This is a genomic window from Chryseolinea sp. T2, assembly GCF_037203685.1.
Lineage (GTDB): Bacteria > Bacteroidota > Bacteroidia > Cytophagales > Cyclobacteriaceae > Chryseolinea.
This window is the reverse complement of the sequence record NZ_JBBCAU010000006.1, coordinates 98,791-112,384: the sequence shown is the minus strand read 5'-3', so window position 1 is coordinate 112,384 and position 13,594 is coordinate 98,791. Positions and strand designations below refer to the sequence as shown.

The following is a 13,594-nucleotide window of genomic DNA, read 5'->3' as shown; positions in this document are numbered from 1 at the left end:
CAACAGACCTGAGGCGACGCTGCTTCAATACTGATCATCAGGGGAATATATTGCGCGGTTAGGTACAATGTTTGGCTGCGGTTTCCTGGTGGAGACGCAGAACCATGGAAACGCATCGTCGAAGATTAACGAGTTTAATGAGCGCATGCTGCGAAGCAGAGGTACTCATAAAAGGATTATATACGCAATGCGTATATTTGAAATGTTGTAGGTAAGCCGCGATCACGGTTCAAATTGAATGTGGTCAAGGACGATTAAAAACACCAGAGAACGCAATGGGAAAATTTGACGAATTCAGACGAAAGGAGAAATTTCTGAAAGAGGAAAATATATTCTATCCTGGCATCGCTGACCCAAAGCTAATACCAATACTTACCGAGAAGATTAATTTATCTGCAGACGAGTTTGAATTGATTGCAAATAAAGGAGCACCAACTTATAAAGAATATCAGGATGCAATAAAGAAAGGGCTTGACCGCTTTCGCGTGCTTTACCTTGAACTCGATACGGAAGACAGAGAAAGAGTTTGTGGCTATTATGAAGAACTCATGGATATTGTGGGACTTGAAAGTTCAGGCGGGCACTTGAACAACTTTATGTACGGATTCGATCCCACAAAGAAGGACTGATAAAAACGCCCCATAACACGGGGGTACGTGCTGATTGATTATTTTGCTTTTCAATTTGCGTGCTGCGTGCTGAACATCCGAGGGCGGTCGGGTTTAGCATTCCGCTACGCTACATTTATAAACCCTCCTAAACCCCGGCACGCCTTGTACATTGGCGTTGGCGCCAATGCTGTCGAGAAAAAGAGAAACAATGAAAAGAATAAAACTTGCGACACTAATTCTAATTTTAGCAACCGGGACAATATTCGGACAGTCGGACTTATGTTTCGACAACGCTGCTGGGACATATTGGCCAATAAAAGTAGGGACAAAGATAAAATACTCTTCTCGTGGAGAATCATACACTTCTTATTTCAATGGAGACAGTTTAAGAGCGGGAGACAAATACTATTTAAAGGAAATTGAGGAGTATGCAAACGGAAAAACTAAAACGAGTTACTGGAGAGAGGAAAACGGAGTTGTTTATTTCTATGACTCAGAAAAAAAAGCAGAATCAATTGAGCTAATAAATAATCTGACTCCTGGAACAACTTGGGAGAAATACGACAGGACATGGAAATACACAATAATTGATACTGCAAGCTCCTTCGCGACACCCTTTTGTGAGTTCAAAAATTTATTGCAAGTCAAAGCCGAACCTCAAAATGAAATTAAAGACAAAATGTATTCATACTATAACCTGTTTTATAAGCGAGGAGTTGGAATGATTGGGATGAATGTAAATGGAGAGGCATTTATATACGCTAAACCTAATAAAGAAATAAATGAAAAGAATTTTATAGCATATGGTTGCGAGAAGCTTGCTTCAATTGACGAGCAACGGAAATGTACATATTCTAAAATTTCGGAATTTTTTAGTAAAGAATTTCAAGCTCCTAAAAAGAAGGACTTTAAGACGGGGACAATTGTGCTCAATGTAGTTATCGGAAAAGATGGTGTCGTGGACGACATAAAAGTAATTGAGACAATCGCGGGAGCAAAGAATCAAGAGGAAGAAGCCATTAGAGTATTGAAGAGGTTGCCGAAAATGATTCCTGCTCAAGTTGACGATGGACAACAAATTAGAAGTTCATTCAAGTTTCCCATAAAGTTTTGAGAGGGGCAAAGCACTGGCGCCAACAAGATGTTTATGCCAGCTTGTGGTGATGTTAGATTTGAAATTTTTGTTTTCTTAATTTAGTTCAGTAACGTGGGACACTGACGCGCTTCGGAAACCCAACCCGTCATAAGCATAAACGTTGTAAGGCATTACTATGGACAGTCATACACCATATGAAGAAAGAATAAAGAGAAAGCCAGATTTTAGAGTCAAATATAGATTCTACTCTATAGACGAGGGTGGGCGATATTCTTTTCCGTATCAAGGGATAAGATCTGATTTTTGGTACGAACATTCAGAGCACAAGACTAATGGACAATCCCTGTTTATTATCTGGCCGGAATTTGAAAATGAAAAGGAAGAGGTTATTATCGACAGATCGATGCCTGTTCCGAAAACCGGGACAGCGCGAATGTGGATTATCAACGACGAATTTATTCCATATCATAAAGGAAAAATAGAACTTGGAACTAAAGGATTTTTCAAAGAGGGAAGCAGGTCGACAGGTGAATGTGAAGTCATTGAACTAATAAATATTGCAGAATAGTAACGGCTGGCAACAAAGCATATAAATCATGCCGGTACAGTTAGATTTTAATTTAATACTCTGGCGTGCCGGCACGCTTTATATGCGTACGTTGGCAGCCATGCTTCAGAAAGAACTCCATCAATGACTATAGTCCTGACAATAATTGCGCTAAGTGTTCATTTGATATTCCTGTTTAAGCGTGAAATACTATTTAACAAGAAGGCATTTAAAGTCTTGTTGATAATAAGTTTAGTCCTGGTTGGGCTTTTCTATGGTATTAGAAGATCAGGAACAAGTATTCGGAATGTTGAAATGTTGACCGTACCATGTTTTGCCCTACTGACATTTCTGTTAATGTCTAGTGCATACAGGAAAGTATTCAATAAAGACGCCGAAGATTCATTTCATACCATGGACCTGAGATTAATGAAAGACGGAATATTCAATTTTTTGTTTTGGGTAACCGGACTATTGTTTCCAATGTATTTAGCTTACAGAGCTATCTGACAAATAAAAGAGAAATGCCGTAAGACACAGCTGTCAACAATGTATCGGCGCGTACTAAGGACGCGACGAATGCAATCGGTTTTAGAATTGCAGCATCATAGCAGCGCCGTGTCATGCTACGCGGTGCACCACTTCAGGAATTCGCCTATTGAACAACGATCGGATGTTGGGTGTTCGGCATTGCCGGACGAATTGCGGCGTTCATTCCCCTTTTGCCATCATTTCGCATATCATCAAGGCCGCCTTTAAAAGAGCTATCATAAGCTTCAATGTGTCGCTGAATCTTACTTCGGTCTTACACCGATCGGCAAATAAATGCTGAATTATCTATCTTTCATGGGCATCAGTCCAAGTTTGCCGTAGACCACGCGTTGGCCGCTAGTCGCGATGTAGTGTAACCTTGATGCCTCAAAAAACAGACCCGTTATCAGTCATTGTTAAATTTCCCCACCATTTCATCCTATGAAAGCGTACCCCAACCCCAACCGTGCAAAATTGCTGAGCACACTGATGTGCCTGTTGTTTTCAGGAATCTCAGTTGCTCAGGATGTCAATTCTTTTGACCGGAAACTGACTTATACATCACCATGGTTCGTCGAATTCGCGGATGTTAATGGCGACAAGATTTTGGACATGGTTGGTGTTAATGGGAACAGCAACACAAACATCGAAATACACCATGGAAGCGCTGACGGTACGTTTACATTAGCGAAGATTCTGGACGGCGGAGCGTCCGGAGAATATTACCGGATATTTTTACCGGAGTTCAACGGCGACGGTGTGCCCGATATTCTGGCCGTCAGCAGCATTTCCGGAAAATTGTACCTGAGCTCGCCGTCGGGATACGTGGAAGCTGTCATTCCAGGCAATGGACTTTTCAATCATTTCAACACGCTCGTCGCCGACTTCAACGAGGATGGCCACGATGATATGTTTATAAAAAACGAATGTTTTATTAATGACGGTACAGGAAAGTTCGCATCAACGGACTGGCTGCAGGGAATAGCAGGCGCTGTCGTTACAGACTTCAATAACGATGGTCATTCCGATATCGTCATGGCGCAGTCTGCAAACGGGACGATCATATTCTTCGCCGGGCATGGTGATGGCACCTTCGACGAAACGATGGTAAAGCCTGTATCCGCGCAGGAAGTTATAGCCTTTGATGTAAATGCGGATGGCTATACAGACATCGTCGCTAAAGGTACAACGCATGGGGAGGTCATTACTATTTTCAATGATGCCACGTTTGCGTTTTCAAAAACATCTACCCTCCAACTGGGGCACAGCTATTACTCCGTGTTGCAAATCTTTGATATCGACCTGGACGGCAAAGCCGATCTTGTTACTTCGAACGATAATGACATCCAGTACCGGCCGATTCAATCCGATGGTAGTTTCGGGCAGCCGCTTACAATTCCAATCGGAATGGGTTCGCTGCGCGGCATGATGTTTAAAGATGCCATTGGCGATGCCTTTGCCGACCTCATTGTCATGAACGGTTTTGGTAAGATGAAGATATTCAGTGATAAGCTGAATGCGTCAGTAGAATTCCTCAGTAAAGTATATGACGGTCTGCCGTTCAATGCCTGTTACAAGACCACTCCCGTTCAGGTGAACGCGACCGTGACGTTCACCAACGGTTCCGTGCCCAAGGATGCTGGTGCTTATGCAGTGAAGGCTGTGGTGAGCGATCCGAACTACGAAGGCGAGGATGTGGGAACTGCTACCATTACCAGGAAAGTTCTCACCGTCGACGTTGCTGATATCGCGATCGGCCCCGGTCAGGATCTGCCACCCTATGTATTGTCGTATTCCGGGTTTGCCGGTAATGAAACTGCTGCTGTATTAAGTCAACCTCCAACAGCAACGTCAGAAGTAACACCGGAGAGCGAGGAAGGCGAGTATATCATTACCATCGCCGGCGGTTCTGATGAAAACTATTCATTCGTCTACGAGAGTGGCATTGTCTCGGTGAACATCGTCAATGGCATTGGAGATGAAAATGAGACCATCAGTGTTTTTCCAAATCCGGCGGTAGGCAGGATTTATGTAAACGCGCCGGGATGGTCAGTTCTGCAATTACTTGATTTAACAGGAAGAAGCCTGATCACGCGGGGTTATACATCGGACGAAATATCGGTTGAGCAGCTTGACGCAGGAATGTACATCCTGCAGGTGCAGTTTGACAATGGTACGACGTGTCGTAAAAGGGTTCAGGTCAAATAGTGCATTATGATTAGAGTTTCTGAGAAATCCATTATGAGCATGGAGAGGAGAGACATATTCAAAGAGTTAGACATGGGCGAGTACATCTGGGGAAATGCTTACGTTTATTCCGTATTCGACCTTGATTTATCAATTGAAACGAATCGTTTTTTAAAGCTTGATGAAATTTGCAAGACTGAAAACTGGAAGCTGCTTGGAGACTCCTGGAACAGTTTAGACTTTTCGGCGTGTTCCGAGATGCTTATGGACTCGATTGAATTTGACATCGCGTATTCTTCAGCCAGGATAACGCCAGAAGAAATAGCCAGGAAATTTCATACTACTTTACTTCAGGATTTTAAAGAAAGTGATTGTCATTGTTATTCAAATTGGTTTAATAATCATTGGCGGTCGAAAGAGTTCGGTTCAAGCTGGAATTCACTAACCGAAAATACGTTTGATTTATCCACCGTGTTTGTGACTCGTAATAAGATATTAATTACATGCTTTAGGAGCGAGGATTGACAGCGAGTTTTAAATTGGATAGCTGGTGGTAACACAGGCTAAGAGTCGTGCGGTACATTTTGATATTGAGTTTAATTATCCCGGGTGCCACCAAGCCTTATGACAACCCATTGAAAAGAAAACGCCAACGAGCATATATTAGTGTTGGGTAAATTTTTACGACATACAGAATAGCGATGACGAGGACATTTTTACAAGCCGAGTGGAAAAAACTAGCTATGGCAAACTACTCTATCGACAGTAAAATACTGGACAAATATTTGCCACGAAAAACGGAGATTGATCTATGGAATGGCACCTGTTATGTGAGTCTGGTTGGATTCATGTTTAAGAACACGAAAATCAAAGGAGTCAAGATCCCGTTTCATACAAATTTTGAAGAAGTAAATCTTAGATTCTACGTCAGGCACAAATGCAATGGAGAATGGAAGCGTGGAGTAGTGTTTGTGAAGGAAATTGTGCCAAGGCCAGCACTGACTTTTGTAGCAAATACAGTTTATAAGGAGAACTATGAAACTATGCCGATGAGCCATTCATGGGAGTCAGCAGCCGATAAGTTAACTGTTGAGTACATGTGGAAGAAAAGGCGATGGAATTCACTAAAGGTAGTAACCGAAAAGACAGCAACTCCGATTTCGAACGACAGCGAAGAAGAATTTATTACAGAGCATTATTGGGGTTACACTAAGATTTCAGATGAAAAGACCTCCGAGTATGAAGTGGAGCATCCAAAATGGGACATCTACAGGACTACTGACTATTTGATTGATGTGGATTTCGAAGACATTTACGGGAGAGAATTTGATTTCTTAAAATCAGAAAAACCAATTTCGGTATTCTTAGCTGAGGGCTCACAAATAAAAGTTAAAGACGGAAGACGGATTTAATACTATACTGAACAATTCGACCCACCCATCATGGACATGCTTAAAGGTCTTGCTTACGGAATAGCCTACGGACTCGTTGCCAGAGGAATTTTCGCACTTGAATTTGGCGACTATTCGATCTTTCATACCCAGGGTTTAATGACCATTTCGTTTCTGTTCCTGGTGCCCTTCGTTATTGGACTCCTTGTAGCCTATCATTATGACAGCCTGACGAGCTCAAGAGCTGTAATGAAAATTTCGATGCCGGTATTTTCAGTTATCGGACTAATCCTTCTGTCAGTTTTCTTTCGGCTCGAGGGAATAATTTGTGCATTCATGGCACTGCCAATTTTTGCATTCATGGCGCTACTCGGCGGACTCATTGGCGTACGCGTTTTTGAGCGCAACAAGAACAAATTCACAATCTCTTTAATTCTATTCATTCCGTTTCTGATCGCTCCCATGGAGAACTACCTCGGGCTAACTGATAAAATCTTCACGGAGAAAACAACTGTTGAAATTACTTCACCCGACAGGCAGGTTTGGGAGAACATAACCAGAGTGAAGGAGATTTCTGAAGAGGAAAATAACGTTACATTATTTCAGTTTATGGGCTTCCCACGACCGATTAAAGCTGAACTCGACACCATTGCTGTTGGAGGAATAAGAAAAGCAATCTTCGGTCGTGGACTGTTTTTCACAGAGACAGTCACCGAAGTGGTAAATGGAAAGGTACTTGCATTTGACATCAAAGCGGATGCTAACTCAATTCCCCCGGCCGCATTGGATGAGCACGTTCTGGTTGGTGGGCAATTTTTTGATGTTCTTGAAGGAAGGTACGAAATTGAAAAGATATCAGACTCGGAAGTTGAACTGCACCTGACTTCGACCTTCAGGCTCTCGACAGGCTTTAACTTCTATAGTGGATTGTGGAGCAAACTCATCATGGCGGACATTCAGGAGAACATTCTGAAAGTAATAAAAGAAAGAAGTGAGCGCGCACAAATGCCTTTCTGAAGTACACCTGGGGGATACCAGCCACTACTCATTTATGAATTTTGCGCCGCTCATACATGACTCGCATTAAAAACTGTAGTACTTATGAAGAGAAAGATGGGAAACCTTGAAGTTTTAGTAACAGAGTCGATACTCATAGAGGCCGATAGATCAGTTGAGATCTGCCTGGGAGATGCTGATGATTTTGTAAGTATCTTTCATTTTGTCACTGACGCCTCTAAACCGGAGTACTCAAATGACTCCTCTTTGACGAATGAAAAAACAATAGTATTTAATCTCTATAACTTTATTAAGGATACTGGAAGCGGAGGATCAAAGTATCCAATGCAAGTAGGTACTTTTCAAAACCGGAAATTATACCTATCCATTTTAGTCAATAATTTCGGGTCTGGAGTTCAGGCTTTATTTAGTTACACTTATTATTTGGGCGAGAAGAAGCAATCCTCCGCAGTGTCTGGAACTATCTCGTTGAATTAAAGGGACGACGGTCGCACAGAATGGGCCGTGGTAGAGCGCGATATATACCAGCGTAATAGCCAATTAGAAATCCTATGAACAACCTGCCGAAATGTACTTCTAATAGCTATTCCAGGGAACCATTCTATTTGCTTCAGGCGGACGATAATTGCAGAAGGTACACTGTTCAGCTAAACGACCAGTTCAGGATTAGAATATTGTTGTCCGGATTTATAGAATCACTAACTGCAATTGTTGAGATAAGGATTAAAAGCTACGAAGATCCCTTTAATCCAATTGTCTACAGTGGAAATCAAGAAAGAAGCAGAATTCAGGCCCTCATGACTGAATTCGAAGAAGTAATATTTCATAATGGATATCACGACTTAATAATTCAGGATCCTGATGCAGGAGAATGTATAATATTTGATCAACACGGCCTGATTTATATGAATACGAATAGAGATTATTCGGATAATTTGGGGAATCTGGGCGCAGAATTTAAACAAAAGGAAAAGCTAATATCGCAAAGTTTTCACTGGCATCATTCTTCAGAGAGTTTGGATGAAAAACTCGTTGAGTTTATTAACGTATTGGGATTAATAAAAGTAGAATAACCGCTATGACACGAAGTTGTTAGTGAATGGCGGTTGTCACGAATTATTTGAAACACTGTCAGTATCCGCGATGCAGACCAGAAGCTGAGTCACTGCCGCGAACTTCCAGCACTAAGTGTGGCCTCATTATTAATGGATGAATGAATGTGGCCGGGAATTTTGACAGTTTGGTAAATAATCAGGCACCGTGCGCATTATTATCAGAGCCCGCACAACCGCACACGATGCCTGAAGTCCTTTCACATTTTTACCTAGTCTCCGAGATTTGGATTTGCCAGCGTCTCAGATATCGGTAGGGGAAACGTATAGTCTTCCCGGGTAATTGCATTTATCGGATTAAGATCGTCAGGATGTTTGTTCGCATTTGCCGCCTCAACCATCTCCAAACGCACAAGGTCAAACCAGCGCGTTCTCTCACCGGCAAATTCCCAGGCACGTTCCTGTACGACTGCTGCTGCAAAAGCATCTGCGCCTAATCCGGTAAGGGGACTAAGTCCGGCGCGGGTACGAATAGCGTTGATGGCATCATACGCCTGCTGATCAGGTCCGCCCGATCTTGCCTTTGCTTCCGCATAGATCGTAAGCACGTGCGCATAACGCATCATCACAAATGGTAAGCTCGACACATAGTTCTTTACATCACCTTTGATCCAGAACTTGCCATAGTAGGGATGCTTGGTTTGTGTTTGTTGCCATTGAAGTGTGCTGCCGTCATCCAAGACAAACTGGGTACGGAATGTTTTTGTCTTCCGTGGACCTTCAGGAAAGTTGAGGTAAAAGTTTATTTCAGGAAAGTAGTCGTCCCATCCGGCGATGTCTCCAGGCATGGCGGAAAATCCATAGTTCGTGTTGCCACCGATGCTCTGGAACGATGAGATCTGAAAGACGTATTCCTCGAGCGTTGCCACTTCAGGGTTGTTGTCGAAGACGGCATCGAATGTTGGCATGAGTCCGAAACCATAAGCAACCCTGTTGTCGATCACTTCTTTTGCCTTAGCTGCGGCCTTTGCATAGGCAGTGGGATCCTTTATAGGCCATCCACCTTTGGTCAGGTACACATCTGCAAGCAATGCCTTTGCGGAACCGATGTTTGGTCTTCCCGGATCGCGCTTTTTGATGGGCAGCATTTGTTCGGCTGCAAGCAGGTCGGACTCAATCAACGCATAAACTTCCGCAGGAGCGGTTTTTCCAATGGTGAGCAGATCATTGCTGTATTCGGCGGTAGTAAGAAACGGTATGCTTCCGTACAACCGGACCAGCCAGTAATACGACAAAGCGCGAATGAAATATGCTTCGCCCGCTATGTTGTTGATCAGTGTTGGATCACCAACAGTAGCCTCATAGTTGGTAATGATATTGTTGGCACCCTGAATTGCCTTATAGCAACCGTTGTACAAATTTCCTGTCCGGCTATTGCCGGCAGATACGGCAAACTGATCGAATTCACGGAACTCCTGCTTATTACTGGCTTTGTGGGTCGTAACGTCTTCACCACCCATGGTAGCACCGATAGCGGTGGGATGCAGGAAACCGGTAGCCCAGGTGTTGCCCAGACCTTTATACGTACCTACCAGGGCAGCATCAAGACCTTCCACAGTACTCAGAGAGGAATTACCTACGATCTGGCCTCTGAATTCTTCATCAAGAAAGCCACTGCAGCCTGTGAGCAGCAGCGTTATCAGGTATATGACTTTTATGTTTTTCATGTTGATAGCTTTTTGATCTTTCTTAGAAGGTTAGGTTCACACCGAAGGTGTATGTCTTTGAATTGGGATATGATCCGTAGTCAATTCCCTGTGCAGTATCGGCACCGTTAACTGATGCTGACTCAGGATCGATCCCCTTATAATCGGTGAACGTTAAGAGATTCGTGCCGCTCACGAACAGGCGTACACCGAAGTCTTTAACTAACCGCTTCGGGAAGTCGTAGGAGAGGCTTACGTTCTTGAGACGTATGAAATCACCTTTCTCCATGAACCTTGTCGACTGCGTGTAGTTACGGTTTGTCGTGCTGAAGGCAGGAATGTTCGAGGTTTCATTTACACCTGGAATATACCTGTCAAGAATCTCTTCAAGGATTGGCTGGCGTGCATCGGCACCACCCACCAGAGCCGCTGCCCGGGTGTAGTTAAGTTTATCCATGCCGAACATTCCCAGGAAAAAGACGTTCAGTGAGAAGCCGTTGTAGGTAAAGGTGTTGTTCCATCCGGCGGTAGTTGTTGGGATTGCGCTGCCGATGATCTGGTAGTCGGCTGCGGTGATGGCATTATCGCCATTGAGATCCTGATATCTTGAGTCTCCGGGCTTTTCGCCTCTAAGGGCTGCCTGGTCCGCTTCATCTGGTTTCCAGGTACCCTCGTAAACCAGACCCCAGTACGCACCCAACGCCTGGCCTGGAGCATAGATGAATTCAGCCTGCGTCGACATGCCCGCACCAACGTTAGAGCTGGTGAAAAACTTGTCGGCGATACCACCCACGCTCTTTACGATATTCTTTACATTCGAAATGTTGAAAGAGCTTGTCCATCCGAAATCACCACTGATCACGGGAACGGTCAGTGACAATTCCCAACCTTTGTTTTGAATCACACCAACATTCTCAGCGATGTTGCCTGCGCCGACATAGCCAGGTAGCGGCCGGTTGAGAAGAAGGTCTTCCGTGTTCTTCACAAAGTAATCTGCTTCCACGAGGAACTTGCCCTGAAGAAACTCAGCTTCGATGCCGACGTTCGTCTGTTCAGTAGTTTCCCATTTCAGATTTGGATTGCCGGGATTGCCAAGCATGATACCGCTTCGTGCCACGCTATTGGTGAATGCCGCCTGAGTCGTCGTGTAAGTTGACTGTGTAGCGTACGGTCCGATCGCCTGGCTACCGGTCAACCCCCAGCTTCCGCGCAACTTCAAATTGCTGACAACATTTTGATTCTGCATAAATGCTTCTTCAGAAATTCTCCAGCCTACAGCAACGGAAGGGAATACACTGTATCGATTGTCGCCACGGAACTTGGAAGAACCGTCGCGTCTCACCGTTGCAGACAACAGATACTTGTCTTTGAAAGAATAGTTCACTCTGCCCATGAGCGACAATAAGGTCCACTTGGAAAATTCAGAGCCGATTTGATAAGAGCCCGCAAGACCAATGTTGTCGTAACCCAATGAAGGGATCAGAAGGGTATTACCGGTGGCGTTAAAGTTGCTTTTCGTGAACTCCTGCGTCTCAAATACTCCGACTGCGTCAATCTTGTGAACGTTAGCAAACGTCTTGCTGTAATTGATGGAGTTGGTGCTTTGCAGTGTTACCTGTTCACTTGAAATTCTCCCAGCGTTCGGATTGTTGTTCGTAACGATCGGACCATTGTAGGATTTGTCCTGTTGGTTCAGATAGTTAACCGCGTATTGAACGTCGACGGATAATCCCGGAATAAATTCATATCGAAGTCCGCCTACCACGTTGGCGATCATAACATCTTTCCGGTATTCGCGGTCGTAAATCAATGCCAGAGGATTGGTAAAAATCGAGCCCGTTGGATCGCGAAGTGTCAGGTTCCCGTTCGCATCGTAAGGAGGAGTGGTAGGTGCCCAGGCGAGCGCCTGAACCAGGGGATTTGCTGTGCCACCACTAATGCCATTATTCAAATTGTTTTGCCTGGTTCCGGATACATTCAGTCGCAATGAAAACTTGTCGGTGATCTGCGAGTTGATGTTCGATCTTAGAGTGAAACGTTTGAAGTTTGAGTTCTTGATGATGCCGTCCTGGTCGAGGTAGTTTCCGGAAACCAGGAAGGTTGTCTTTTCACCACCGCCGGATACACCCAGTTGATACTCTTGTCCAAACGCCTGATTGAAGACCTGGTCCTGCCAGTCGGTTCCTCCTTTCGCTCTGTATTCTTCTACCTGCTGCTGTGTGAAGAAGGGTGATCCGCCAGTTGCAGCAGCACGTTCATTGATCGTTTGCGCATAGTCGCCGGCACTAAGTGTGTTCAGTTTCTTGATGCGGTTTGATGTTGAAAGCTGCGACGAAAAGTTTACATGAATACCTCCCTTGCTGCCTTTCTTTGTGGTAATGATGATGACACCGTTCGCGCCACGGCTTCCGTAGATAGCGGTTGATGACGCATCCTTCAATACTTGTATGGTTTCAATATCATTTGGATTGATCGTGGTAAAGTCTGCGCCGATGTAACCATCGACTACATACAGCGGATTGTTGTCGCCTAAGATCGAGTTGGCACCTCTTACGCGAATTCTTACGGCACCACCCGGAGCTCCGCCTTCATTGGTGACCTGCACGCCCGATGCCCGTCCCTGGAGAATCTGATCCAAACGTGTTACCGGCTGATTGGCAAATTCCTTTGGTGATATTGAAGTGAGGGCGCCGGTGATGTCAGCTTTCTTCTGAACACCATAACCGATGACGACGACTTCTTCAAGTGATTTTGTGTCGGGCTGAAGAGCAATAGCCAATTCAGTCTTGTTGGCTACGGGAATCTCCTGCGTAGTGTAACCGATGAAAGAGAAAGTAAGAATACTGTTCTCGTCCCGTACGTTTAATGCAAAGTTTCCCGAGCCATCGCTGGTTGTTCCGTTTGAAGTTCCTTTCTCGAGTATGCTGACGCCCGGTAATGCTTCGCCATTTTCGTCGACGATGTTACCGGAGATTCTGAGCTCATAAGGAGCTACTATATGAAAGCTTTCGTCGTCGGGGTTTGGTCTCAATACAATTTCCTCTTCGTCATCCATCGCAAGCACGCGAATGTCGGAATCGAAGAGTTCCTTAAGCACGTCAGCAAGGGGAGCATCGGTTACATTCATAGATACCTTGCGCGTGGGCTTGATGAGCTTCGAGCGATAGGTAAATACTACAGAAGCCTGTTTTTCAATTTCTGATAAAACAGCCTTGACGTCTTTGTCGTGAACATCTAGGGAAACCTTTCTGTTCAATATTTCCTGACCCCTTGATGGAGCAGCGGCCACCAGCGTGGTGAACGCTATCATCATAAAGATCTGTGGTAGTGTTATCCTCATAAGGGCATAGAATACCTGTTGGATAGTCCTGGAATAATCCATACATTCAATAAGTTTTTGTTTTGTGAAAAGAGCAGAAACTAATGTTGTCCGGACCCGTCCGAACAACAGCTTAA

Annotated in this window: 11 protein-coding genes; 9 read left to right on the top strand and 2 right to left on the bottom strand. The window is 44.4% G+C overall.

From position 1 onward, the window contains the following. The first annotated feature begins 275 nt into the window (after window positions 1-275). From WBG78_RS19405 to WBG78_RS19365, 9 genes are all read left to right on the top strand, one after another. Complete coding sequence (locus tag WBG78_RS19405) at window positions 276-629, top strand: DUF4844 domain-containing protein (protein WP_337328134.1); 354 nt, start codon at window positions 276-278, stop codon at window positions 627-629. 190 nt (window positions 630-819) lie between these two features. After that, the gene (locus tag WBG78_RS19400; protein ID WP_337328133.1) at window positions 820-1,725 is read left to right on the top strand and encodes an energy transducer TonB; all 906 of its coding nucleotides are present in this window, start codon (window positions 820-822) and stop codon (window positions 1,723-1,725) included. A 157-nt stretch (window positions 1,726-1,882) separates the two neighbouring features. Further along, window positions 1,883-2,275, top strand: a complete 393-nt coding sequence (locus tag WBG78_RS19395) for a hypothetical protein (protein WP_337328132.1) — start codon at window positions 1,883-1,885, stop codon at window positions 2,273-2,275. 951 nt (window positions 2,276-3,226) lie between these two features. After that, the gene (locus WBG78_RS19390; protein WP_337328131.1) at window positions 3,227-4,993 is read left to right on the top strand and encodes an FG-GAP-like repeat-containing protein; all 1,767 of its coding nucleotides are present in this window, start codon (window positions 3,227-3,229) and stop codon (window positions 4,991-4,993) included. A gap of 6 nt (window positions 4,994-4,999) precedes the next feature. Continuing rightward, entirely contained in the window at window positions 5,000-5,497 is a 498-nt protein-coding gene (locus WBG78_RS19385) for a hypothetical protein (protein ID WP_337328130.1), read from the top strand. Window positions 5,498-5,673: 176 nt separating this feature from the next. After that, the gene (locus WBG78_RS19380) at window positions 5,674-6,384 is read left to right on the top strand and encodes a YqjF family protein (protein ID WP_337328129.1); all 711 of its coding nucleotides are present in this window, start codon (window positions 5,674-5,676) and stop codon (window positions 6,382-6,384) included. 30 nt (window positions 6,385-6,414) lie between these two features. Further along, a complete protein-coding gene (locus tag WBG78_RS19375) occupies window positions 6,415-7,380 on the top strand; it encodes a hypothetical protein (protein ID WP_337328128.1) in 966 nt (321 codons plus the stop codon). 84 nt (window positions 7,381-7,464) lie between these two features. Next, window positions 7,465-7,857: a DUF6864 domain-containing function gene (locus tag WBG78_RS19370; RefSeq protein ID WP_337328127.1), complete on the top strand. Its 393-nt coding sequence runs from the start codon at window positions 7,465-7,467 to the stop codon at window positions 7,855-7,857. Window positions 7,858-7,931: 74 nt separating this feature from the next. Next, on the top strand, window positions 7,932-8,453 hold the full coding sequence (locus tag WBG78_RS19365) for a hypothetical protein (RefSeq protein WP_337328126.1): 522 nt from the start codon (window positions 7,932-7,934) through the stop codon (window positions 8,451-8,453). 251 nt (window positions 8,454-8,704) lie between these two features. On the opposite strand, the gene WBG78_RS19360 is transcribed toward WBG78_RS19365, so the two are convergent. Then, a complete protein-coding gene (locus tag WBG78_RS19360) occupies window positions 8,705-10,159 on the bottom strand; it encodes a RagB/SusD family nutrient uptake outer membrane protein (protein WP_337328125.1) in 1,455 nt (484 codons plus the stop codon). Between the two features lie 22 nt (window positions 10,160-10,181). After that, window positions 10,182-13,520, bottom strand: a complete 3,339-nt coding sequence (locus tag WBG78_RS19355; RefSeq protein ID WP_337328124.1) for a SusC/RagA family TonB-linked outer membrane protein — start codon at window positions 13,518-13,520, stop codon at window positions 10,182-10,184. Window positions 13,521-13,594 lie beyond the last annotated feature (74 nt).

What these genes read in the sequence shown, in the direction of transcription:
- WBG78_RS19370 (WP_337328127.1), top strand. Translation starts at nt 7,465, where the DNA reads ATGAAGAGAAAGATGGGAAACCTTGAAGTTTTAGTAACAGAGTCGATA.
- WBG78_RS19400 (WP_337328133.1), top strand. Translation starts at nt 820, where the DNA reads ATGAAAAGAATAAAACTTGCGACACTAATTCTAATTTTAGCAACCGGG.
- WBG78_RS19380 (WP_337328129.1), top strand. Translation starts at nt 5,674, where the DNA reads ATGACGAGGACATTTTTACAAGCCGAGTGGAAAAAACTAGCTATGGCA.
- WBG78_RS19360 (WP_337328125.1), bottom strand. Translation starts at nt 10,159, where the DNA reads ATGAAAAACATAAAAGTCATATACCTGATAACGCTGCTGCTCACAGGC.
- WBG78_RS19395 (WP_337328132.1), top strand. Translation starts at nt 1,883, where the DNA reads ATGGACAGTCATACACCATATGAAGAAAGAATAAAGAGAAAGCCAGAT.
- WBG78_RS19375 (WP_337328128.1), top strand. Translation starts at nt 6,415, where the DNA reads ATGGACATGCTTAAAGGTCTTGCTTACGGAATAGCCTACGGACTCGTT.
- WBG78_RS19390 (WP_337328131.1), top strand. Translation starts at nt 3,227, where the DNA reads ATGAAAGCGTACCCCAACCCCAACCGTGCAAAATTGCTGAGCACACTG.
- WBG78_RS19355 (WP_337328124.1), bottom strand. Translation starts at nt 13,520, where the DNA reads ATGGATTATTCCAGGACTATCCAACAGGTATTCTATGCCCTTATGAGG.
- WBG78_RS19405 (WP_337328134.1), top strand. Translation starts at nt 276, where the DNA reads ATGGGAAAATTTGACGAATTCAGACGAAAGGAGAAATTTCTGAAAGAG.
- WBG78_RS19365 (WP_337328126.1), top strand. Translation starts at nt 7,932, where the DNA reads ATGAACAACCTGCCGAAATGTACTTCTAATAGCTATTCCAGGGAACCA.
- WBG78_RS19385 (WP_337328130.1), top strand. Translation starts at nt 5,000, where the DNA reads ATGATTAGAGTTTCTGAGAAATCCATTATGAGCATGGAGAGGAGAGAC.